Consider the following 23,657-nt stretch of genomic DNA (forward strand, 5'->3'; position numbering starts at 1 on the left):
CAGGTTGGAGAGTCCTGCAATAATTGCAAGTGAGTAATAGTGGGGTAAATTGAGGTCTTTTTGACTTGGGGCTAATCGAGAGGTTAGCCCTTTTTTATTGTCCCGATTTTCCTGTCAAACACATAAACTTATAACAACAACGTGTGGTTTACCGGAGCCTGATTAGCCAGGGCTAAGTAAAGACATAAGCCAACCGGGAAATATTACTTAAAATACTTTAATCATTCACCAAATTGGTTTCATCTTTCAACAGGAGTTTTTAATTTCACGCACTTTTAAGTTGTAATGGCCGGATTGTACATTCATATCCCATTTTGCAAAACCCGCTGCGGGTACTGTGATTTTCATACTTCAACAGGTCTGAACCTGATGAGGCCGCTTGTTTCTGCTATTATAAAAGAAATAAAAACCAGATCTCATTTCTCTGAAAGCGAAATGCTGCATACGGTTTATTTGGGTGGTGGCACACCATCCCTGCTTCCGGATGATCTGTTGAACGACCTATTTGAAACAATTTATTCAGAATTCAATATCAGTGATACCGCTGAAATAACAATTGAAGCCAACCCTGATGATCTGACATCTGATAAAATAAAATTTTTCAGGTCACTACCTGTCAACAGATTAAGTATGGGGGTACAGTCACTGATCGATGGGGAACTGAAATTTATGAACCGGCGTCACAATGCACAGCAGGCTATTGATGCCATCGAAAATGCATATAATAGCGGATTTGAAAATCTGACCATCGACCTGATATATGGCATCCCGGCACAGACCATGAAGAGTTGGGCATACACACTTGACAGGGCATTGAAACTTCCGGTTAAACATTTGTCCTCTTACAGTCTTATGTATGAGAAAGGAACTTTGTTTTACAACCTGGTTAAAAACAACAGGATGCAGCCAATGGCGGATGAATCTGTTTTGGAAATGTTTGCTTTATTAATTGATACAACAAATAAGGCAGGATTTCAACAATACGAAATCAGTAATTTTTCCATCCCTGGCTGGGAAAGCCGACATAACTCATCCTACTGGAACGGCAGTATCTACAGGGGAGTGGGGCCTTCAGCACATTCTTATAATGGGAAAACACGGCAATGGAACATAGCTGACAATGCAGCTTATATTAAAGCCATAAACAACCATGAGTCCTGTTTTGAAGAAGAAATACTGGATATCGACACACAATATAATGATTACATTATCACGCGAATGCGGACAATGAAAGGTTGTAATCTTAGCGAACTCCTGGAATTATTCGGGCGCGAAAAACATGACTACTTCGTTAAAAATGCCCAAAAATTTATTCAATCGGGCAATTTAAATGTTGATAATCATATCATAAGGCTGAACAGAAGCGGTATATTCATTTCTGATCATATTATGTCGGATCTGATGTTTGTGTAAGCACTTTTTAAACTTATATATTTGCATTTATGAAGGTTGTAAAAATACTCATTGTTTTGCTTGTTTTGCTTCCTCCTTTGTGTCAGGCTCAGGATGCAGCAGAAGATACCACCAATGCTATTGTCACCCTTTTGCCTGATATGTATTATGCAAGACTGCAGGAGGTTCCTGACCCTGTGATTATTGATGTGCGTGACAATGCCCATTACAAAAAATACAAATTAAATGGTTCGGTTCATGCAGCTAACAAACAGGATTTGTACAATGCCATGGACACCCTGGACAGGGAAGCTCCTGTATTTGTCTACTGCGAAGTTGGGTTCAGATCGAACCAGGCTACCAAACTAATGGCGAAGGAAGGCTTTACCACAATATATAATTTAAAAAAAGGAATCCGAAACTGGAAAAAAGAGCATTTTCCGGTGAAAAAAATCAGCCGGCATGAGCGAAAGAAAATTAAATGAGGAAGAACTCCATTTCCTGGGCATAAAAGTCGTTTACAAAGATCTGGTAGATCAGGGTCTTAAAGTACTTAATGTGAGAAAAGAACCGGATGTCAACCCACAAATTCTGGCAGAAATTGATGGTAACAAAGCCCTGATTGTCGTTCGCACGGCACGTTATCCGCATATGGGCGTTCTGCAGCCTCATACGGCAGCACAAATAAGGGAACTGGCTGCAAAGCATAATGCATCCATGTATTTTGCAAGTGTAGGCATTGCCAATGCAAACGGCGACAGTGATGAAGAAATGGCACAGCCGGTAGTGAACGGCGAATATTATATTAATTATAAAGGATTAACAAAATTCTGATCTAAACTATCTGGCAGAAGCATTATCTTTGCATTTCAAATTTACTCAAATGCTTACATTTCAGTTAAAAACAGAATACATAGAATTAATCAAGCTGTTGAAAGTAATGCAACTGGTTCAAACCGGTGGCCATGCAAAGATAGTTGTCGAAGACGGAGAAGTGATGCTAAATGGTCAAACGGAATACAGAAAACGAGCCAAACTGAGAGATGGAGACATTATTGAGTACGAAGGTCAAAAAATAAAAATCACCGGTGCCTCTGAAAAGTGAACGGTTATCTTTACACCTGATGTTGAAAAATAAGACTCACATATTTTTTGTTGCCGGGATTTTTGCCCTGTTGCTAGCGTGCAATAAAACCGACGAATGCAATCACAGCACCATAGCAGGTGTAAACTATGCTCTGCAAAAAAACGCATCAAGTATTGTAAACCGTGTTATCATCAGTCCATTTGAAAACCCGGATGACACCCTCTATAACTCGGGTGCAGCGTCAGCATACATAAAAACACTGCCGTTATCCCTTTCATCAGACACAACAGCATTTTTATTTATTGCAGCAGATTCTATCGACACAACAACAGACATCATTGTATTTTATCATTCCATGAAAGTGGATTTTCTGGACGAAGCCTGTGGGTTTGTGCCCGAATTCTTGCTGGACAGTGTAAAATATACCGGGCAGAATATTGATTCATTATTCTGGTTATCAAAAAATGTTACAACAGATATTGAAGTTGAGAATATTAAAATTACATATTAGTTTTATTTTGCTTCTTACATTCTCATTTTCTGCCTTTTCGCAGGTAACGACAGAAAATACGGAGGAAGAACAACAAAACGAGCGTCCTAAATATGTTATACCTGAAGGCAGAACGAAATACTTGAGAATCAGTCTGGACCCTACACGGTATCTTTATCCCTTTATCGACGGCATCACACGAGGTGGAATGGAAGCCAGTATTGACACTGAAATAAAAGGACGCTTTTTCCCCGTATTTGAGTTAGGTCATGAATTTGTATCACTGGACCAACCTACATATAATCTGCAAACCAACGGACTGTTTTTCAGGGTGGGTGTGGATGATAACTTTCTCAAATATAATGACAAAGACGATCGGGATATGTTCTATGTCGGGATAAGACTGGCTTACGCTAATCTTACACAAAATGCTGATAACATAATCCTCAATAATACGGGGACAGATATGAACTTTGAATTCCCGGGGCAGAATTTTCACTCTTTTTGGGGCGAACTTACGGTAGGTGTTAAAACAGAGATCGCCAAAAACTGGTTCTTTGGATGGACAGTAAGGGGAAAACGCATGCTAAAGACATCCACAAGAGATGTAACACCTTATATGATTCCCGGATTCGGGAAATACAGCAATAATGTAAACGTGTCAGCAAACATATATGTATCCTACGCGTTACCAATAAAAAAAGGTTCATTAACAGAGTAACATGGCAAATATTCTTTCAATAGATACATCGACAGAGGTTGGTTCAGTGGCGTTCAGTAAAGATGGGGAAGTGCTGTTTAACCGTGAGAGTTTTGAAGACCGTTCACATGCCGTAAAAACAGGAATATTTGTTGATGAAGTGCTGGATGAAGCTGAAAAAGCCGGACTGAATCCGGATGCTGTTGCTGTTTGCAGCGGGCCAGGGTCCTATACCGGATTGCGGATTGGCGTTTCGCTGGCCAAAGGATTATGTTACGGATACGGGATTCCTTTAATTGCGGTTGACACGCATACCGTTTTAACCCAGGGCTTGCTCACCGAATGGAACATAAAGGGTGATCCACTGCTTTGCCCGATGATTGATGCAAGACGGATGGAAGTCTATTACGCTGTTTTTGATAAAGCTCTGAACCGCATTAAACCAACCGTGGCAGAAGTTATAGATGCTGAGTCGTTGCTTGAATATAAAGATAGGGAGGTCTATGTTTTCGGGAATGGTGCAGAAAAATGCATCAATGTGCTTTCCTTACCCCAGCTGAAATTTAAAGACAGCATCCATCCCATGGCAAAATATCTTGCTGTTCTTGCAGAAAAAGCATTTAAAGAAAAACAGTTTGAGGATGTAGCTTATTTTGAACCGTTTTATCTGAAGAACTTTGTTGCAACTGTCTCTACAAAAAACGTTTTGGGGAAATAGTTTTATTTTAAATATTTCCCGCCGATGACGGCGCTAAGTTTCGCAGATTTATTCTCGTATCACATAGAATTTAATATGACGTTCTCTTTCCTTACCAAATAACAGAAAAAAAGCACGAACCGTAATCCGTGCTTTCTATCTAATGTCTTAATTCCTGAGATCTATTAAGATCACATTCCTTTAATGAATTCGGTCACGTTCTTTTCAATACGTGCAGCCACGTCCTCCACTTCTGCTTTTTTGAACTGCTCACCTACAATATGTTCGTAAAGTTCAATGTAACGATCTGAAACCTGGTTCACGAATTCCTCGCTCATTTCCGGCACCTTCTGACCTTCCTGCCCCTGAAATCCATTCTCGATAAGCCATTGACGCACAAACTCTTTTGAAAGCTGTTTTTGTTTCTCACCCTTATTCAAACGTTCTTCATACCCTTCGGCATAGAAATAACGTGATGAATCCGGTGTATGAATCTCATCAATCAGGTAAATTGTACCATCCTTCTTACCAAATTCATATTTGGTATCTACCAGGATCAGGCCCTTCTCAGCAGCCAGCTCTGTCCCTCTCTGAAATAATGCCCTGGTATATTTTTCCAGTAAATCATAATCTGCCTCAGAAACAAGTCCCTGTGCCAAAATTTCCTCGCGGCTGATGTCTTCATCATGGCCTTCATCTGCTTTGGTTGTCGGCGTAACAATTGGCTCCGGGAACTTCTGGTTCTCAACCATTCCTTCAGGTAACGGGACGCCACAAAGTGAACGTTTTCCTGAACGATATTCCCGCCAGGCATGTCCTGTAAGATAACCACGAATAACCATCTCAACCTTAAACGGGTCGCATCGATGCCCTACAGTTACTGATGGATCGGGAGAAGCAATTTTCCAGTTAGGCACGATATCCTGAGTTGCATCAAGGAAACGCTCAGCGATCTGGTTCAAAACCTGACCTTTATAGGGAATACCCTTGGGGAGTACCACATCAAAAGCCGATATTCTGTCTGAAACTATCATGACAAGATACTCTCCGTTAATATCATAAACGTCTCTTACTTTTCCATGATAGACACTCTTTTGTCCGGGGAAATTATAGTCGGTTTTAACCAGTGCTTTACTCATTTTTTTATTGTTTTAATGATTCACACAAAAATAAAAAATTTTGATCTATGATACGGGATTTTAATATGTATAAAATCTAAATAAATGTAAACTGTACTGTTAATTCCTGATGGAATCAATTCCTGAAATCTTTTCGGGATGAGTCAACTAAAGTGAAAAAATCTCACTATTTTTATAGAAAATAACACGAATATGCATACACCAGGCTTATTAAAACTCGATCCGTGGCTTGAACCGTTTACCGATACCATTGTAAGACGTCATGAACGGGTCATATCAAAACGGCTTGAACTGATACAGAAATTTGGAAGCCTTCAAAACTGTGCGGCCTGGCATAACCTGCTGGGACTTCATCCCATGAATGACGGCTGGGTTTTCAGGGAATATGCCCCTAATGCCACCGGTATCTTTCTTATCGGAACCTTTAATAACTGGCAGGCTCTGGAGGAATACCAGATGAAAAACGTGGGAAACGGTATCTGGGAAATCATACTTGAAAAAGATCAACTAAACCATGGTGATTTATATAAAATGCTGGTCAGCTGGGATGGTGGACAGGCTGAACGACTACCTGCTTTTGCAAAACGTGTGGTTCAGGATGAAAATACATACATCTTCAGTGCGCAGGTATGGCAACCGGAGGACCGGTTTGAATTTACAGCTCCCCAGCCTTCTCTTAACGGCAAATCGCCATTTATATATGAGTGCCACATCGGAATGGCAACAGAAATGGAACGGGTTGGTTCATTTAATGAATTCAGGGAAAAAACACTGCCCCGTATTGTTGATCTCGGATATAACGTGATACAGTTTATGGCCATCCAGGAGCATCCGTATTATGGTTCATTCGGATACCATGTCAGCAACTTTTTTGCTGTTTCCAGCCGTTTTGGCACACCGGAGGAACTGAGACGGCTTATTGATGCCTGCCATGAAAACGGCATCCTGGTTATCATGGATATTGTACACAGTCACGCGGTTAAAAATGAAAACGAAGGGATAGGCAAGCTTGACGGTTCAGGCAAACTCTATTTTCACGAAGATATAAACCGCAGGGAACACCCGGCATGGGATTCTCTCTGTTTCGACTACGGTAAAGAAGATACGATGCGTTTCCTGCTTTCCAACTGCCGTTACTGGATTGAGACCATCGGTTTCGATGGATTCCGGTTCGATGGCGTAACCAGTATGCTTTATTACGATCATGGTCTTGGAAAAGCATTTACTTCATATGATGATTATTACAACGGAGGCCAGGATGAAGACGCCATTACTTATCTGGCTCTTGCCAATGAGCTGATCCATGAACTGAAACCGGAAGCTATAACTGTAGCAGAGGAAATGAGTGGTATGCCGGGCCTGGCATATACAACAACCGAAGGCGGGATCGGGTTTGACTTCAGGCTGGCCATGGGAATTCCGGATTACTGGATCAAGATCATTAAGGAGGTTCAGGATGAAAACTGGAATGTTGGTGGCATCTTTCATGAGCTGACGAATCACCGGTCGGAAGAACAGACCATAAACTATGCTGAATCACATGACCAGGCCCTCGTAGGCGACAAAACCATTATATTCCGCCTTATCGATAAAGAGATGTACTGGCATATGCAGGTTTTTGACCAGAATCTGACCGTGGACCGTGGTTTAACCCTGCATAAGATGATCCGGCTGATTACTGCATCAACAATCAATGGCGGTTATCTTAACTTCATGGGTAACGAGTTCGGCCATCCGGAATGGATCGATTTCCCGCGTGAAGGAAATAACTGGTCATTTAAATATGCCCGCAGGCAATGGAGTCTGGTGGATAATGAAAATCTGAAGTATAAATTCTTAAACGCATTTGATAAGGCCATGATTCAGCTGCTGTCATCAGAAGATGATTTTGCAAATGCCTTTACTGGCGTACACAGCAGCAATGAAAAAGATCAGGTTCTGATATTTCAACGCAAAGACCTGATTTTTGTCTTCAACTTCAATCCTAACCAATCCTTTACGGACTATGGGATACAGATTGATCCGGGACGCTACAAAATAATTCTGAACACGGATTCGACGGAATTTGGTGGCTTTAACAGGATTGATGATAAAATGACCTATTACACTTCTGCGCCATCCAGACTGGAAAAGAAACACTGGCTACGTTTATATATTCCATCACGCATAGCTTTTGTCATGAAGAGACAGGAAACAAAGAAACTGTTCTGATACAAAAAACCATCCGTCAGCCGGCGGATGGTTTTTTGTGATTAATATTATTCCGAACCTTTGACAGGAAGGCTTTCATCTTTTCAGAATCCTTATCTTTTATAATGTCAAGAAGATACCTGAGCTCCTTGCGAATATTTTCAACCTGTTCATAGGTATACTCATTGAACAGAATTTCGGATAACAGATAATCATCCTCCGAAAGCAATCCCTGGGCAATAGCCATGTGTTTTTTAAATGTGGTTCCCGGTGCCTCAATATTTTTCATACAGGCAGCAAAAACCAGCGTTGAAGAAAATGGTATTGACAGGGAGTATGCCGTAATCTCATCATGCTCTTTAAAGGTATACTCGTAAATTTTCAGGCGCAGACTTCCATAAAAATCCTTGAAAAAGGCCTTACCAAGATGATCTGATTCTGAAATGATTACTGCATTCTGTGTAGACAGATCCTGGATGTTGGCAAATGTTGGTCCAAACATCGGGTGCGTGGAAACAAACCTGAAACCTTTGTTTTTGTAGTAGTCTTTCAAACCGTTCTTCACAGATGCAATATCGGAAAGAATACAATTTTCAGGTAAATACGGAATCACTGTCTCAAACGCCTCAATGGTATACTTCAGGGTTACCGCGTTTATCACCAGTTCCGGTTTAAAAGCCTCAATCTCTTCAGGATTGGTCATCCTGATTGTATTGAATACAAAACGTAGTTTTCTATGATCCGGGTCATAAATTGCCACTTCGTGATCGAAACAAAGACAATCGGTGATCCATGTGCCCATTTTCCCGGCACCCAGTACAAGGATTTTCATATCGCTGAATGTTTTTTTATCGGATTAGTCCTTTGCATTCATCACATCCACCTGATGACGGATGGATTCTTCGTGAATCCCTTTTAAGATCTTAATCATAAAATCGCTGCTCAGGCCAAGTTCACTCCCCTGCTCTACCCTTTTCTGAAGAATTTCATCATAACGCGTTGTTTGCAGGATTGTCATATTATTTTCTTTCTTAAACTGTCCTATTTCCCTTGATATCCGCATACGTTTAGCCAGCACCTCCAGTAACTGATCATCCAGTTCATCGATATTGCGGCGTAGAATCGACAGATCCTCTGTGGTTTTTGTTGCATCACGCAATACCAAATTGGAAATAATTTCGAATAAAGCCTCAGGCGTAACCTGCTGAGCGGCATCACTCAGTGCCTTTTCCGGACAGATATGACTTTCAATAATAAGCCCGTCAAAATTCAGGTCCATGGCCTGCTGTGATATCGGAGCAATCAGATCCCGTTTACCGCCAATATGACTCGGGTCACAAATAATAGGCAGTTCACGCACCTTACGGCGCAGTTCAATCGGGATATGCCATTGCGGAAGGTTTCTGTAGATGCGTTTGTCGTATGAGCTGAATCCACGATGTATGGCTCCCAATCGTTTAATACCGGCCTGGTTAATGCGTTCCATGGCTCCGATCCATAACTCCACATCCGGATTTACCGGGTTCTTTACCAGTACAGGTATGTCAACTCCACTCAGGGCATCGGCCACTTCCTGCACTGCAAAAGGGTTTGCAGATGTTCTGGCACCAACCCAAAGCACGTCGATTCCCTGCTTTAAAGCTTCGTAAACATGTTTGGCTGTTGCCACCTCTGTAGCCACATACATTCCGGTTTCCTCTTTTACATGTCTCAACCATTTCAGCCCTTTTTCCCCAACACCCTCAAACATGTTCGGACGCGTTCTTGGTTTCCAGATTCCGGCACGGTAGATCTGTACCCCTCTTGCTGCAAGTTCTTTTGCGGTTGCCATAACCTGATCTTCAGTCTCGGCACTGCAGGGCCCGGCAATAACCAACGGTCTTTCCGTATTCAGACCCGGTAATGTGAATTTTTCTAAGTCAAGCATTTTATTTCTGTTTACATTTTTTCATTTATTCTTCTTAATGCCTCTTTCAGCATTTTCTCTGAGCTGCATAACGATATGCGTATGAATCTTTTCCCGTTTTCACCAAAAATGAATCCTGGTGTTATAAAAACATTTGCTTTCATAAGGATTGAATCCGAAAAATCAGCGACACATTCTATATGATCCGGAATTTTTGCCCATACAAACATCCCGGTTTGTTTCATATCATAACTGCATTCCAGCCTGTCCATAATAGCAAATGTCAGCTTCTTACGTTCCTGGTATGCGGCATTATTGGCGTCGTACCATGACCTAGGTGCTTTTAAGGCTTCGGCTGCTGCCAGCTGCAGGGGTTTATACATGCCAGAATCCACATTGCTTTTTACCCTGATGATATAGTTTATAATGTTTGCATCTGCAGCCGCCATCCCTATACGCCATCCGGCCATATTGTGACTTTTAGACATCGAATTCAGTTCAATACATACATCCTTAGCACCCTCAACTTCAAGAATACTCATCGGATGCTCATTAAGGATAAAGCTGTATGGATTATCATTTACAACCAGAATATTATTTCTTCTGGCAAAAGCAACAATGCTTTTAAACAATTCTTTTGTAGCCGGTGTACCGGTAGGCATATTCGGATAGTTGATCCACATGATCTTAACCTTTTCCACTCCATCCTGCTCCAGTTGATCCAGATCCGGAAACCACCCATTCTCTTCTTTCAGATCATACGTTCTGATTTTAGCTCCAACCAGTTCACTCACCGAGCTGTACGTCGGATAACCCGGATCAGGAACCAGCACTTCATCGCCCGGATTCAGGAAAGCCAGTGAAATGTGCGTTATTCCTTCCTTACTTCCTATCAGGGGCAGGATTTCTGAATTCGGATCAAGCAAAACACCGTACCATGTTTTATACCATTCAGCAAAAGCCTTTCTGAGCTCCGGAATACCAATATAACTCTGATAGCCATGATCTCCGTCTTTTGAAGATGCTTTGTGCAGTGCTTCAATGGTTTCATCCGAAGGTGGCATATCCGGATTACCGATACCCAGATTCAGAATATCAATGCCTTCAGACCGCATTTTAGCAATCTCTTTCAGTTTAACTGAAAAGTAATACTCTTTTACGTTACTAATTCTTTCAGCTGGTGAAATCATCGTGTGACTGTTTTCCTTGTTTATATTCTCCTAATATTTTCATGTTCTTTGTCAGCGGTTTTATGGCTTCCAGCGATTGCTGATAACGGATATAATCGTTGAACGTCAGATCCACATAAAACATGTATTCCCATTCACGGCCTAAGACCGGAAGACTCTGAATCTTGGTTAAGTTGATGCCATAGAACGAAAGGATGGTCAATACCTTGGAAAGGCTTCCCTCCTCATGCGGCAATGCAAAAACAACGGACGATTTGTTTACCACTTCTTTTAACGCAAAATCGGCTGAAAGGTTCCACGGATCACCAATAATAAGAAAACGTGTAAAGTTTTTCTTATTGGTTTCGATGCTCTCTGCCAGGACATTCAGCCCATAGGTTCTGGCCGCCAGATCACTGCAAATAGCAGCAGCCCCTAGCATTTTATCCGATGTCACATTCTTTGCACTCAGAGCGGTGTCGTCTGATTCAATTAAGCGCATGGCAGGATACTGATCCAGGAAATCCTCACATTGCATCAAAGCCATTGGATGTGAATAAACTTCGCGAATATCCCCGATCTTCTGACCGGGCAATGCACAAAGGTTGTGCTTAATCCTCAGTTTATATTCACCTATTATGCTGAAGTTTGACTCTCTGAGAAGATTGTAATTTGGGAGTAGACTGCCGGCAAGCGTATTTTCTATAGCGATTATACCATAAACAGAACCATCTTTTCTTAATGTATTGAAGACATCCTTAAATGTTATACAGGGAATTATATCCACATCATCATTCTCGAAAAATGCCTTTGCTGCTATTTCGTGAAATGCTCCTGCGATTCCCTGAATGGCTACCTGTTTTGTCTTTACCATCGTAATATTTTTATCTTTTGATGTTACCAAAAAAAAATCCCGCTTTTCAGCGGGATTCTGTATTATAATATATGTTCATTTCATTGCATACAAAATCCCGCCACCTTTTTAAAGTAGAAATAAAAGAAAAAGCTAAAAAAGTAACCGGATTTCATTTCCTTAATTTTGTTTGCGCAAATATAACCAATTTTTAATTGATCAAACACAAATGCATTAAAAATGTGAGTTTTTGCTTAAAATCTTTAATTAATGTAAACATTATACGTTGAAATTCTAATGATTTATTACCAAAGGATGAACCGAAATTCCCCGTACACTTTTAATCGTTACCAGGTATAAACCATCAGGTATTTCACTCACATTGATTTCCTTATCTACACTTGAATATGATTTTATCACGCTTCCTTTCAGTGAAATCAAGGTCACGCAAATAATCTCATCTTCGGTATTGAACCTGACAAAATCCGTAGCAGGATTGGGATAAAGTCCGACACCCGCTGTTTCAGGATTATTGATGCTGTTTGCCCCTGCATAAAACGAATCACTCCACACCTCACTCAAAATGCCATCTGTATTCTGAACCCAGACATGTAAGGTGTGATCACCCTTAGAAAGCGAACTGACATCAATATCAAAATCCTTATCCAGTTCCCATATTTCCTGATCAAGATCAATCTTAAACAATACCTCCTGGTCATCAAATGAATAAAGAATGGCATTTAGTTTCGGCGTCATCGTTTTATAAAATGGATGCCGGAATGTTTCGCCCCAGGATCCTTCATCTTTTGACCTGTAAAACAAAACATGATAGCCAGGATTAATATCTGAAAGCGGGATCACTGTATGCATATCTGCAACATCACTGGATCCATTAAACAAGCTGATTCCGTTTCCATAACCAGGATCGGAATCAATAAAATACTCCGCCCGGGTTATACTCTGAGAAGGAACGGATACAAATACATTCTGATAAAACGTCTGACCCCAACCGTTTACATCATCCTTCAACCGGTAATACAACGTATGGAATCCCGGAGTAACTGTCTCAAGCGAAAGTTCCGAAACCAGGGTCAGCGATTCACTTGGTGTAAACCCCATTAAATAGCCATTTCCATATCCCGGATCATTATCTACAAAAAACTCTCCCTGTGTCAGTGTTTGTCCAAAACACAACAACGGGAATACCAGAAAAATCAAACATAACTTTTTCATAGTGCTTATTTTTGACTTCTGGCGTTAATTTTTACTACCAAACTTCCGGTTGCTGTCGCCGGAATTTCAACATTATAAATAAACGGCATGGGGGGTAATCCTGATAAAATATAAGGATCATCTCCTCCGAATGCTCCACAGTCAGCACTACTTTCTCCTGCTTCTTTAGCCACCGATGTTTCTGATAGCACAAATTCTCCGTCGGTGGATGTTTCGGCTGTAACAAAAATATCATCCCACGCTACATTACCAATATTACCTATACCAACTGGTGCATCATGAACTACCACATTATATTGATATGTTGATCCGTCCCTTGCAACCAAATATGCCGAAACATTGTTTTTAATTACTGAATTATTAGCGTTTATATGCCCCCCGGACACATTATTTGTAATTGTAGCTGTAGTTTTATTATTGAAACCAATAACTGAGGTAACAATATTATTTGTTATTATTAAACCTGTGGCAAATAAGGTTTCTGAGCTCCATCGGGTATCTATTTCTGCTAAATAATTTTTTGAGACTACTACATTTTGAACAGGTTTTTCATAACAGAAGGCAACTGAACCGTTAATACGGTTTCTTTCAATTATCAGGTCACTTGCATCTACTCTTAAAGCATCAAAGCCACCTAATATTGACATCCCCATAATAACCGATCCCCTGCCTGCAGAATCAATATAAAGGACACCAAGTTCAGCCGGAAGAATATTATCGTTACCAATTTCATTTTCACCTAAAAAGTAACCGGGACCAATAATTATAAGCTTTTTAGATAAAGTATCTTCATCACCATAGGCTAAATTTGAACCTTCAAACATAAGAGTATCACCCGGTGATGCAGCGTCGTGAGCTGCTTTAAATGTTGTGAAGTCAGCATCAATTCCGGCGGTATTATTAACGCGCCATTTGGTGCCATAAGAATGCGTTAAAAAAATAAATGAAAAAATAAATGAAGTAAAAAACAGTCTTTTCATGATGTCATAATTTTTAGAGAGTTAAACGTATATTTTCATACCCGGAAGGCATGTATAAATCCAAAATGCGAATTTGATTAAACAGTAACTGAGGAGCTTAAATATACAAACTTAAAAGAGATATGTCCATTAACTAAACCTGAATTTTCAATTATTTTTTCACACCTCAACTTGTAGCATTTTTTTTGGTAGGCTGAATTTGATGTTCTAATCTAAAAGCAGAATAACTACGACAATCAGATTAAACATGCAAATCCGAACAAGAAATGTAAGTGTAAAACATGGTTTGCGTGTAAAAAAAAAACTTCACCTTTAGTTGTGAAGTTTTGTGGGCGGTGATCCCGACAGGTTATGTCGGGAGAACTCCCCGACCCCTTGTGCCTTTCCCGATTAATGATCTTATCCGTTTGCTATTCTTCCAACGCTTTAATTGCTCCTCTCTCTGTTTTGCCTCCTCACGCGTTTCATAGGCTTCAAAATATTCCAGAACCCAGGGCCGGCCACGACTGGTAAATCCATGACCCTTAACATTATGCCACTCCAGCCTGTTGGCAATATCTTTGGTTGACCCAATATAATATTTACCTAAAACACCGGAATATAAAATGTAAGTGTAAAACATGGTTTGTGGGTAAAAAAAACTTCACCTTTAGTTGTGAAGTTTTGTGGGCGGTGATCCCGACAGGTTATGTCGGGAGAACTCCCCGACCCCTTGTGCCTTTCCCGATTAATGATCTTATCCGTTTGCTATTCTTCCAACGCTTTAATTGCTCCTCTCTCTGTTTTGCCTCCTCACGCGTTTCATAGGCTTCAAAATATTCCAGAACCCAGGGCCGGCCACGACTGGTAAATCCATGACCTTTAACGTTATGCCACTCCAGCCTGTTGGCAATATCTTTGGTTGACCCAATATAGAATTTACCTAAAACACCGGAATATAAAATGTAAGTGTAAAACATGGTTTGCGGGTAAAAAAAAACTTCACCTTAATTGTGAAGTTTTGTGGGCGGTGAGGGATTCGAACCCCCGACCCCTTGGGTGTAAACCAAGTGCTCTGAACCAGCTGAGCTAACCGCCCGTGTCATTTTTTTCAAATGCGGTGCAAATATATGCTAAGTTTTTATTCCTGCAAAGAAATTGATAAAAAATATTCGAATTCCTCTAAATTATATTTTAAAAATTGCGAATAGTGTTATTTCGACTGTAACCAGTAGGCTATTCTCCAATTGACTGGTCAATATTATTACCATAATCAACTGTATTAGTGGATATTACGAACACACCCAAATCTCACACAATATCCGCCCTGATAAAAAGTTAATAATTCAAAGCACAAAAAAATTAAACAAGTTGAATGAATTGGCTATTTTTTATATTTTTGCATTTAATTATTTTAATATTAGTGTAAATGTCTGAAAATAAAAAAATTAAATCTGCTCTTATTTCTGTATTTCACAAAGAAAATCTGGACGAAATTATTACCAAACTACATAACGAAGGTGTTCAACTGATCAGTACCGGTGGAACCAGAAGTTTTATAGAATCTCTGAACATCCCTTGTACAGCGGTCGAAGACCTTACTTCTTACCCATCGATATTAGGCGGTCGCGTCAAGACTTTGCACCCTAAAATATTTGGTGGTATCCTTACAAGAAGAGAAAACAGCGGAGATAATGATCAGATAAAATCATATGACATTCCTGAAATTGATCTCGTTATTGTTGATCTTTATCCTTTTGAAGATACCGTAGCCTCTGGTGCAGCAGAACAGGATATCATAGAAAAAATTGACATCGGAGGTATATCATTGATTAGGGCGGCAGCTAAAAATTTTAAGGATGTTATCATTGTACCGTCGCAGGCTCAGTATGGTAAATTACTTGATATCCTGAAGACTAGGGGGGCAGAATCAACCCTTGAAGAAAGAAAAGTATTTGCGCGTGATGCCTTTGCCGTTTCATCTCATTACGATGCAGCCATTTTCGGATATTTTAATGAAGAAGCTGACACTTCCCGGATCAGCCTGAACAACGGTCATGTACTCCGGTATGGCGAGAACCCGCATCAGAGTGCCACATTCTTTAAATTTAATAACGTCAGTGATGGCGCTTCACTTGCCAATGCTAAAATCCTGCAGGGCAAGGCATTGTCCTACAACAACCTGTTGGATGCCGACGCAGCATGGAAATCCGCCAGTGATGCATATCATGCTGTTACGCACCTCAGGAATAAATCTGCAGTCTCTGTTATTAAACATCTTAATCCTTGCGGTTTAGCTGTAACAGAAAATATAATGAAGTCGCTTGAATTGGCATGGGCCGGTGATCCGGTGAGCGCATACGGAGGCATCATCTGCTTTACAGAAGAAGTGACACAAGATGTAGCAGAATGGTTCAGCAAAAAATTTATTGAAATCATTATTGCACCTTCATACAGTGATGAAGCCAAAGAGGTGCTGGCAAAGAAAAAGAACCTTAGAGTTCTCGAAATACCGGTGAAAAATGAAACGACCGGTGAAAAGTTATTCCGTTCCATCAGTGGTGGCATGCTGGTACAGGACGAAGATGAAGGAATGGACAGCGACTTTACACAAGTGACCAAAGTGAAATTTGAAGATAATAAAATGAATCTTGCCCGGTTTGGTATTACAGCCTGCAAACATTTAAAAAGTAATGCGATTGCAATTGTAACCGAACAGGAAGATGGATCCTTCTGGCTGACAGGAGCCGGCATGGGACAACCCAACCGACTTGACAGTCTGAGACATCTTACAATGCCCCGTTTTAACCTCAAGGAAGGTGTTGAAATTGAAAAATCTGTTTTAATCTCCGACGCTTTCTTTCCTTTCAGGGACAGCATTGAAGCTGCTAACGAGTATGGTGTAAAATATATCGTTGAACCGGGTGGAAGCATCCGCGACAACGAGGTTATTGAAGCATGTGACGAATTTGGAATTGCAATGGTTTTTACCGGCAGACGCCACTTTAAACATTAAAAAGAACACAACATGGGATTATTTTCCTTGACCCAGGAGATTGCTATTGACCTGGGTACTGCGAACACTATTATTATTCATAACGACAAAATCGTTGTTGACGAGCCATCAGTTGTTGCCCTTGACAGAAGAGATGACAAACTTATCGCTTTGGGAGAAAAAGCTCGTCAGATGCATGGGAAAACGCATGAAAATATAAAAGTTATACATCCTTTGCGCGATGGTGTAATTGCTGACTTTTACGCTGCAGAATTAATGATTCGTGGCATGATTAAGATGATCAACAAAAAACCCCGCCTCTTCTCACCCTCACTGAAAATGGTGGTTTGTATTCCATCGGGAAGTACTGAAGTTGAGATCAGGGCGGTTAGAGACTCTTCTGAACATGCCGGAGGCCGTGAGGTTTATATGATTTACGAGCCTATGGCTGCAGCAATCGGCATTGGCATTGATGTTGAAGCACCTGAAGGCAGTATGATTGTGGATATTGGTGGTGGAACAACCGAGATTGCAGTTATCTCGCTCGGTGGTATTGTATCCAACAAATCCATACGAATTGCGGGTAACGATCTTACGCAGGATATCATGGAATATATGCGTCGCCAACATAACATTAAAGTTGGGGAACGTACAGCAGAATTCATAAAAATTAATGTTGGAGCCGCATTGACAGATCTGGAAGAACCACCACAGGATTATATCGTACGTGGTCCGAATGCCATGACTGCTCTTCCGATGGAAGTTCCGGTTTCGTACCAGGAAATTGCTCACTGCCTTGAGAAAACACTTTCAAAAATTGAAGCTGCAGTTTTAAGCGCACTTGAACAGACACCGCCTGAACTTTACTCTGACATTGTTAACAAAGGGATTTTTCTTGCAGGTGGAGGTGCATTGTTAAGAGGTCTGGATAAACGTCTGAGCGACAAGATCAATATTCCGGTTCATATTGCCGACGATCCGTTGCATGCCGTTGCCAGGGGAACAGGCATAGCGCTTAAGAATGTTGACAAATTCCAGTTCCTGCTTCGTTAAACAGCCACAAGGCACCAAATATGGGACACTGATCTATGCGGAATTTGATCCGTTTCTTCATACGGTTTCAGAATATTTTCCTCTTCATTTTTCTGGAGGCAATAGCTTTTGTGCTCATTTTCAACAATAATCCTTACCAACGTGCTACGTTTCTCAATTCAGGAAGTGGCATTGCAGGGTATGTGTATGAGCAATCAAAAGCCATTGGAAATTATTTCCAGTTACAAAAAGAAAATGCTCAACTGTCTGTTGAAAATGCTGCGCTGAAAAATCTGCTCTTTTACAACAAAAAAGATACAGGAAGCGTTGCATTCTACAACGATTCAATGCCTCAAAAAGAGTTTTACTTCATCCCGGCCCGTGTTGTAAATAATTCCGTTCACCGCAGAATGAATTATATTACGATTGACAAGGGTAGCGCAGAAGGTATAAAACCCGAAATGGGTGTTACTTCAGCCAGGGGCCTGGTGGGATCAGTAAAGGGAACATCGAAACATTATGCCATTGTGACGCCGATACTGAATACACAGCAGGCTATCAGCTCAAAAATAGGCCAAACCGGTTTTTTCGGTTCGCTGGTATGGGACGGCATTGATTACGAGTATGCAAAATTAAAAGCTATTGAGAATCATGCTGATGTGATTGTCGGAGATACCATTTTCACATCCGGCTTCGGGTCTATCTTCCCGGCTGGCATTACGGTTGGCTATATCGATAAAATCGTGTCGGATGAAGATGATGATTTTTATGATATAACCGTTAGATTGGCTGTGGATTTTAAATCGCTGTACTATGTGGAAGTGATTGGAAATGAATATAAACACGAGATTGATTCATTAAAAGTATTGGAAGAAAGCGATGATTAGACTTATTGCAAAATATGTGCTCTATTTTGTTTTCCTGGTTCTGCTTCAGATTACAGTGCTGAACCATATTAACTTTATGGATCATATTAATCCATATCTTTACATTGTGTTTATTCTGGCCCTTCCCTTTAATGTTTCTAAATCCGGCGTTTTACTGCTAAGTTTTTTAATGGGATTCACGATTGATCTCTTTGTGTCCACTCCGGGGATCAATACAGCGGCCACGGTATTTCTCGGTTTTCTACGGAACCTCTTACTACCATTTATGGAACCCAGGGACAACTATGAACCGGGAACACATCCGTCTGTTGCTCATTACGGATGGGCCTGGTACATGCGCTATGCTGTAATTCTGGTCATATTGCATCACCTTGCACTTTTCTTTCTGGATGCGTTTTCACTGAAGAATTCCGGCATTACCCTTTTATACAGTTTATACTCTTCAGTATTTACACTGATTCTCATTATTTTAACACAGTCAAGCACTTCAAAACGGACCTTGCTTAGTGAATAGCTTCAGGGACAGAGATAGCAGAAAATTTATATTGGGCGGAATGGTACTGATCATCGCTCTTGTATTTGTTATATCCCTTTTTAATCTTCAGGTTGTTGATGAAACAGCCCGGCTTTCTGCAGACGACAACACCATAAGGACCGAAATCGTATATCCGTCGCGGGGTAAGATTTTTGACCGCAACGGGAAACTTCTGGTTTACAACAAAGCGGCTTACGACCTGATGGTATTACCTCAGAAGCTGGAAGCATTTGATACTCTTAAACTATGCAGTGCCATCAATGTAACACCTGAAGCGCTGGCCAGGCAGCTGACGAAAGCAAAAAACTGGTCATGGAACCGTGCATCTATTCTGTTTTCGCAATTGTCAGCCAAAGACTATGCTTTTTTACAGGAAATCCTGTATCAGTTTCCGGGTTTTTATGTACAGCAACGGACCATAAGAGCCTATAATTATCCGAATGCAGCGCAGGTACTGGGCTATCTGGGTGAGGTAACACCGGAAATGATTAAAGATGATCCGTTCTATAAATCCGGCGATTATGCAGGTATGAGCGGAATTGAAAAAACTTACGAGGAGTTTCTGAGAGGAGAAAAGGGGCAAAGGCTGATATTTGTGGATCGCTTTGGGAGAGAAAAGGGATCATACAAAAACGGAGCTTATGACCAGCCTCCGGTAACCGGATCAGACATTACACTATCCATTGATATTGATCTGCAGATTTATGCAGAAAAACTGATGCAGAACAAACTGGGCAGTGTTGTTGCCATTGAACCCAAAACCGGGGAAGTGCTGGCCCTTGTTTCGGCACCCACATTCGATCCAACAGTGCTAACCGGCAGGTTACGTTCTGATGCCTTTATATCGCTGAATACCGATACGCTCAAACCACTCATAAACAGAGCCATACAAGGGAATTACTCCCCCGGCTCAACCTTTAAAATGGTGGTTGGAGCCATCGCGCTCCAGGAACAATCCATCAACCAGTATACCCTATTCAGTTGCCAGGGTGAAGCTTCCAAACCAATTGGTTGTTCGCACTCTCACGTATCACCTTTAAACGTGGTTACTGCAATTGAACTTTCGTGTAATCCGTTCTTTTACAAAACCTTTTATCAGACCATCGAAAGGCCCACCCTTGAAGAGGTGGAATCACAATATGTAAAATGGGCAGATTATGTCAGAAGCTTCGGGTTTGGGAAAAAACTGGGAATCGATCTGCCTTACGAATATAACGGATCCGTTCCTGAGGCATCCTATTATGATAAGGTTTACCGTAATGTATGGCGGGCAAACACTATACGGTCTCTGGCTATCGGGCAGGGAGAATTACTGGTTACACCCATTCAGATTGCCAATGAAGCCGTCGTAATGGCCAATAGCGGAAAATACTATATCCCGCACATTGTCAAATCAATCGGACATGAAAAATATGTCAGGGAAAAATATACTGAACTGCACAGGACAAAGGTTGATTCATCAAATTTCAAGCTTATCCGTGAAGGCATGAGAGAGGTATTTTCAGGGGAACATGGTACAGCAAGATGGTACAGGAACAGATCAATGGAAATGGGAGGTAAAACGGGTACTGTAGAAAACTCACAGGGTGAGAACCACTCTGTATTTCTTGCATTCGCGCCTTTTGATGATCCACAAATTGCCATATCCACCCTGGTAGAAAACGCCGGGTTTGGATCTACCTACGCAGCTCCGATAACGACTCTGTTAATGGAAAAATACATTACAGACAGTATTCCGCCCTATCACAAGTATTATGAAGATCAGATGCTTGAAACAAATCTAATTGATCATGGACAGGAGACAGAGTAGCATACGATCACTTGACTGGATAACCATCCTTTTGTTCCTTTTCTTTATCGGATTTGGATGGATCAGTATTTTTGCATCCAGTCTGGGTGATGAGCCTTCCATGAGTATAAACCTGGATACCCGTGCCGGAAAACAACTGCTCTGGATAGGGGCTTCAGTGGTTCTTGCTCTTGTTGTTTTATTAACGGACAGTAAATTCTTTGAAGCTTTTGCCTATCCTATATATGCTGCTATTCTGCTGTTACTGGTTGCCGTTCTGGTAGTTGGAGTGGAAGTTAAAGGGGCCACATCATGGATAGCTATTGGCTCTTTCAGGCTTCAACCGGCAGAGTTCATGAAGTTTGCCACAGCACTGGCACTGGCCAAAGTTCTGTCCCGGTTCAATTTCAGTTTTAACCGGATAAAAGATCTGGCACTGGCCTTTTTTATAACCTTTTTTCCTTCTGCACTGATCCTTTTGCAAAACGACACAGGATCAGCCCTGGTATATGCGTCCCTTGTTCTGGTCATGTACCGTCAGGGCTTATCCGGAATATTTCTGACAGCTGCCATTCTCGCGGTGCTGTATTTTATCTTTTCATTAATCTACTCACAAAGCATGGTGCTGGTTATGATTCTGGCACTCGCTATTATTGGCATACTGATTCAGAAAAAGTACAGAATACTTCTTGGAATTGCGATAATTTCAGCAACTGCAACCGGTATTCTTTTACTACTGAATGTGTTCGGAATTTATAAGCCGGACCTTAAAATGGTTTTGACAGTCGTGATTATTTTAAGTGCCGCATACCTCTTCTTTAAGGCCCTGGTAGATAAGTCAAGGGTTCTCGCGCTGGCCGGACTGTTCCTTATTATCTCCATAGGATATACCCTTTCAACCAATTATGTATTTGAAAAAGTGCTGGAGGATCATCAACGCACGCGAATAGAAGTATTGCTGGGTATTAAAAGTGATCCGAGTGGTGCTGGATACAATGTGAAACAATCAAGGATTGCCATAGGATCGGGCGGGTTCACAGGTAAAGGATTTCTGAACGGTACGTATACCAAATTTAAATATGTACCCGAACAAAGTACAGATTTTATCTTTTGTACCGTAGGCGAGGAATGGGGATTTTTAGGTACCTTTACTGTAATAGCCATGTTTTCATTCTTTCTGATCCGGTTAATTTATCTTGCCGAGCGACAACGAAGCCTTTTCTCAAAGATATATGGGTACGGTGTATTTTCCATTTTTCTTTTCCATTTTATAATCAATATTGGAATGACAATCGGACTGGCTCCGGTAATCGGAATACCACTACCCTTTTTCAGTTATGGGGGTTCATCGTTATGGGGTTTCACAATCCTCCTTTTCATCTTCCTGAAACTTGATTCTAACCGGATGCAGATACTGGCTTAACCTAATACACAGGAATCAAGACACAGGAATCAAGACTTTTGAGTTACTGATTTCTCATGCGTTTACATTTACCAGATGGGGGAAATAAATGCATCCTTAAAATGTTCAATTTCAGGCGCTTTACCGGGCTGAAACAAGACCGCTATAACATCAAACCGAACCTCCAAATCCACATCATAAGTTTCGAGGTATGCTTCTGTGGCATCAATGATCATCCTGATTTTCTTGTTCGAAACGGCATCTTCGGGATTTTCAAAAATATCGGTGGTCCGGCTCTTAACCTCTACCACAATTAATAAGCTGTCCTTTTCTGCTACAATATCGAGTTCCTTGTGTCCGAACTGCCAGTTGGTATGCCTGATATGATAGCCGTGTTGCTGTAGATATATCCGTGCCAGTTCCTCTCCACGGTTACCTTTTTTTCGGTTGTTTTGTGTCATCTGGTTTGAGTTTAAGGAATTATAAAGTTACGAAAATTCATAATTGTATAGAAGCATCTAATAATACCACCCGTTCCGGGTTTACAGTACCATATATTAACGGTCTTTTTTACAATAATGACATCCCTTCGGGATTATGTTCAACTTACAGACGATTTATGACCAAATAACAAAACCCGAAGGGTTGTTATTTTTGTAACTGTGAACTTGCTGTGATGAAAGAAAATCCTGAAAGGATGACAGTATTAATGTCTCAGGATCTGATTATTTTGATCATTTATTTTATTATGCTAGTGTCACCCGTTCCGGGTTTATGCTTTTCGTCTTATCTATTCTTTACAATAATGACATCCCGTTGGGATTATGTTCAACTTACAGACGAATTATGACCAAATAAGAAAACCCGAAGGGTTGTTATTTTTGTAACTGTGAACTTGCTATGATGTGAAAAAATCCTGAAAGGATGACAGTATTAATATCTCAGGATCTGATTATTTTGATCATTTAGTTTATTATAACAGTGTCACCCGTTCCGGGTTTATGCTTTTCGTCTTATCTATTCTTTACAATAATGACATCCCGTTGGGATTACACCAAATTTACAGACCGGCTATAACTACACAACAAAACCCGAAGGGTTGTTATTTTTGTAACTGTGTACTTTCTTTGATGAAAGAAAATCCTGAAAGGATGACATTTTTATTATATATTAAGTGCCTTCATTTGCCTACCCCTTCAGTT

24 protein-coding genes and 1 tRNA gene are annotated in these 23,657 nt (G+C 40.8%); 14 read left to right on the forward strand and 11 right to left on the reverse strand.

Annotated features, from left to right (window positions below):
* Positions 1-285: 285 nt before the first annotated feature.
* The 7 genes from hemW to tsaB are packed head-to-tail and all read left to right on the forward strand — an operon-like array spanning position 286 to position 4,387.
* Positions 286-1,413: a radical SAM family heme chaperone HemW gene (gene hemW / locus ACE1EF_RS16490; protein ID WP_375721794.1), complete on the forward strand. Its 1,128-nt coding sequence runs from the start codon at positions 286-288 to the stop codon at positions 1,411-1,413.
* A gap of 29 nt (positions 1,414-1,442) precedes the next feature.
* Positions 1,443-1,877 (forward strand): rhodanese-like domain-containing protein, encoded by a 435-nt coding sequence (locus tag ACE1EF_RS16495; protein ID WP_375721795.1) that lies wholly within the window; start codon positions 1,443-1,445, stop codon positions 1,875-1,877.
* Positions 1,855-2,226: a hypothetical protein gene (locus ACE1EF_RS16500; RefSeq protein WP_375721796.1), complete on the forward strand. Its 372-nt coding sequence runs from the start codon at positions 1,855-1,857 to the stop codon at positions 2,224-2,226. Before ACE1EF_RS16495 ends, ACE1EF_RS16500 begins: the two co-directional genes overlap by 23 nt.
* A gap of 49 nt (positions 2,227-2,275) precedes the next feature.
* Entirely contained in the window at positions 2,276-2,497 is a 222-nt protein-coding gene (locus ACE1EF_RS16505; protein WP_375721797.1) for an RNA-binding S4 domain-containing protein, read from the forward strand.
* 19 nt (positions 2,498-2,516) lie between these two features.
* A complete protein-coding gene (locus tag ACE1EF_RS16510) occupies positions 2,517-2,990 on the forward strand; it encodes a DUF6452 family protein (protein WP_375721798.1) in 474 nt (157 codons plus the stop codon).
* Positions 2,944-3,690: a DUF6048 family protein gene (locus ACE1EF_RS16515; RefSeq protein WP_375721799.1), complete on the forward strand. Its 747-nt coding sequence runs from the start codon at positions 2,944-2,946 to the stop codon at positions 3,688-3,690. Before ACE1EF_RS16510 ends, ACE1EF_RS16515 begins: the two co-directional genes overlap by 47 nt.
* A 1-nt stretch (position 3,691) precedes the next feature.
* Positions 3,692-4,387 (forward strand): tRNA (adenosine(37)-N6)-threonylcarbamoyltransferase complex dimerization subunit type 1 TsaB, encoded by a 696-nt coding sequence (gene tsaB / locus ACE1EF_RS16520; RefSeq protein ID WP_375721800.1) that lies wholly within the window; start codon positions 3,692-3,694, stop codon positions 4,385-4,387.
* 170 nt (positions 4,388-4,557) lie between these two features.
* Here the strand turns inward: tsaB and ACE1EF_RS16525 are convergent, their stop codons facing one another.
* On the reverse strand, positions 4,558-5,505 hold the full coding sequence (locus ACE1EF_RS16525) for a phosphoribosylaminoimidazolesuccinocarboxamide synthase (RefSeq protein ID WP_375721801.1): 948 nt from the start codon (positions 5,503-5,505) through the stop codon (positions 4,558-4,560).
* Positions 5,506-5,697: 192 nt separating this feature from the next.
* Here ACE1EF_RS16525 and ACE1EF_RS16530 point away from each other — a divergent pair, with 192 nt between their 5' ends.
* Positions 5,698-7,716 carry an alpha amylase C-terminal domain-containing protein gene (locus ACE1EF_RS16530; RefSeq protein ID WP_375721802.1) on the forward strand — a complete coding sequence of 673 codons (2,019 nt, stop codon included), beginning with the start codon at positions 5,698-5,700 and terminating at the stop codon, positions 7,714-7,716.
* A gap of 16 nt (positions 7,717-7,732) precedes the next feature.
* Here ACE1EF_RS16530 and ACE1EF_RS16535 read toward each other — a convergent pair whose 3' ends face one another.
* From ACE1EF_RS16535 to ACE1EF_RS16575, 9 genes are all read right to left on the reverse strand, one after another.
* The gene (locus ACE1EF_RS16535; RefSeq protein ID WP_375721803.1) at positions 7,733-8,527 is read right to left on the reverse strand and encodes a prephenate dehydrogenase/arogenate dehydrogenase family protein; all 795 of its coding nucleotides are present in this window, start codon (positions 8,525-8,527) and stop codon (positions 7,733-7,735) included.
* 24 nt (positions 8,528-8,551) lie between these two features.
* Positions 8,552-9,622 (reverse strand): bifunctional 3-deoxy-7-phosphoheptulonate synthase/chorismate mutase type II, encoded by a 1,071-nt coding sequence (locus tag ACE1EF_RS16540; RefSeq protein ID WP_375721804.1) that lies wholly within the window; start codon positions 9,620-9,622, stop codon positions 8,552-8,554.
* Positions 9,623-9,633: 11 nt separating this feature from the next.
* Positions 9,634-10,791, reverse strand: a complete 1,158-nt coding sequence (locus tag ACE1EF_RS16545) for a pyridoxal phosphate-dependent aminotransferase (RefSeq protein WP_375721805.1) — start codon at positions 10,789-10,791, stop codon at positions 9,634-9,636.
* Positions 10,775-11,644, reverse strand: a complete 870-nt coding sequence (locus ACE1EF_RS16550) for a prephenate dehydratase (protein WP_375721806.1) — start codon at positions 11,642-11,644, stop codon at positions 10,775-10,777. The genes ACE1EF_RS16545 and ACE1EF_RS16550 overlap by 17 nt, the downstream gene beginning before the upstream one ends.
* Positions 11,645-11,917: 273 nt before the next feature.
* Positions 11,918-12,856, reverse strand: coding sequence for a T9SS type A sorting domain-containing protein (locus ACE1EF_RS16555; protein ID WP_375721807.1), 939 nt, complete (start codon positions 12,854-12,856; stop codon positions 11,918-11,920).
* Between the two features lie 5 nt (positions 12,857-12,861).
* Positions 12,862-13,836 carry a hypothetical protein gene (locus tag ACE1EF_RS16560; protein WP_375721808.1) on the reverse strand — a complete coding sequence of 325 codons (975 nt, stop codon included), beginning with the start codon at positions 13,834-13,836 and terminating at the stop codon, positions 12,862-12,864.
* A 349-nt stretch (positions 13,837-14,185) separates the two neighbouring features.
* A complete protein-coding gene (locus ACE1EF_RS16565) occupies positions 14,186-14,458 on the reverse strand; it encodes a GIY-YIG nuclease family protein (RefSeq protein WP_375721809.1) in 273 nt (90 codons plus the stop codon).
* A 64-nt stretch (positions 14,459-14,522) separates the two neighbouring features.
* A complete protein-coding gene (locus tag ACE1EF_RS16570) occupies positions 14,523-14,795 on the reverse strand; it encodes a GIY-YIG nuclease family protein (protein ID WP_375721810.1) in 273 nt (90 codons plus the stop codon).
* Positions 14,796-14,839: 44 nt separating this feature from the next.
* A tRNA-Val gene (locus ACE1EF_RS16575) sits at positions 14,840-14,914 on the reverse strand.
* Between the two features lie 330 nt (positions 14,915-15,244).
* On the opposite strand from ACE1EF_RS16575, the gene purH reads away from it, so the two are divergent.
* Genes purH through rodA form a run of 6 tightly spaced genes read left to right on the forward strand, consistent with a single transcriptional unit; the run spans position 15,245 to position 22,476 of the window.
* Positions 15,245-16,831 carry a bifunctional phosphoribosylaminoimidazolecarboxamide formyltransferase/IMP cyclohydrolase gene (purH, locus tag ACE1EF_RS16580; protein ID WP_375721811.1) on the forward strand — a complete coding sequence of 529 codons (1,587 nt, stop codon included), beginning with the start codon at positions 15,245-15,247 and terminating at the stop codon, positions 16,829-16,831.
* A 12-nt stretch (positions 16,832-16,843) separates the two neighbouring features.
* Positions 16,844-17,863 (forward strand): rod shape-determining protein, encoded by a 1,020-nt coding sequence (locus ACE1EF_RS16585; RefSeq protein WP_375721812.1) that lies wholly within the window; start codon positions 16,844-16,846, stop codon positions 17,861-17,863.
* A gap of 35 nt (positions 17,864-17,898) precedes the next feature.
* On the forward strand, positions 17,899-18,729 hold the full coding sequence (gene mreC / locus ACE1EF_RS16590; RefSeq protein WP_375721813.1) for a rod shape-determining protein MreC: 831 nt from the start codon (positions 17,899-17,901) through the stop codon (positions 18,727-18,729).
* Entirely contained in the window at positions 18,722-19,243 is a 522-nt protein-coding gene (mreD, locus tag ACE1EF_RS16595) for a rod shape-determining protein MreD (RefSeq protein ID WP_375721814.1), read from the forward strand. Before mreC ends, mreD begins: the two co-directional genes overlap by 8 nt.
* On the forward strand, positions 19,236-21,074 hold the full coding sequence (gene mrdA, locus ACE1EF_RS16600; RefSeq protein WP_375721815.1) for a penicillin-binding protein 2: 1,839 nt from the start codon (positions 19,236-19,238) through the stop codon (positions 21,072-21,074). Before mreD ends, mrdA begins: the two co-directional genes overlap by 8 nt.
* Positions 21,055-22,476, forward strand: a complete 1,422-nt coding sequence (gene rodA, locus ACE1EF_RS16605) for a rod shape-determining protein RodA (protein ID WP_375721816.1) — start codon at positions 21,055-21,057, stop codon at positions 22,474-22,476. Before mrdA ends, rodA begins: the two co-directional genes overlap by 20 nt.
* A 68-nt stretch (positions 22,477-22,544) precedes the next feature.
* Here rodA and ACE1EF_RS16610 read toward each other — a convergent pair whose 3' ends face one another.
* Positions 22,545-22,916 carry a YraN family protein gene (locus tag ACE1EF_RS16610; RefSeq protein WP_375721817.1) on the reverse strand — a complete coding sequence of 124 codons (372 nt, stop codon included), beginning with the start codon at positions 22,914-22,916 and terminating at the stop codon, positions 22,545-22,547.
* Between the last annotated feature and the right edge of the window lie 741 nt (positions 22,917-23,657).

It is taken from the genome of Quyinboa sediminis, from assembly GCF_042219855.1.
Classification (GTDB): Bacteria; Bacteroidota; Bacteroidia; order Bacteroidales; family UBA5342; genus JBHJHP01.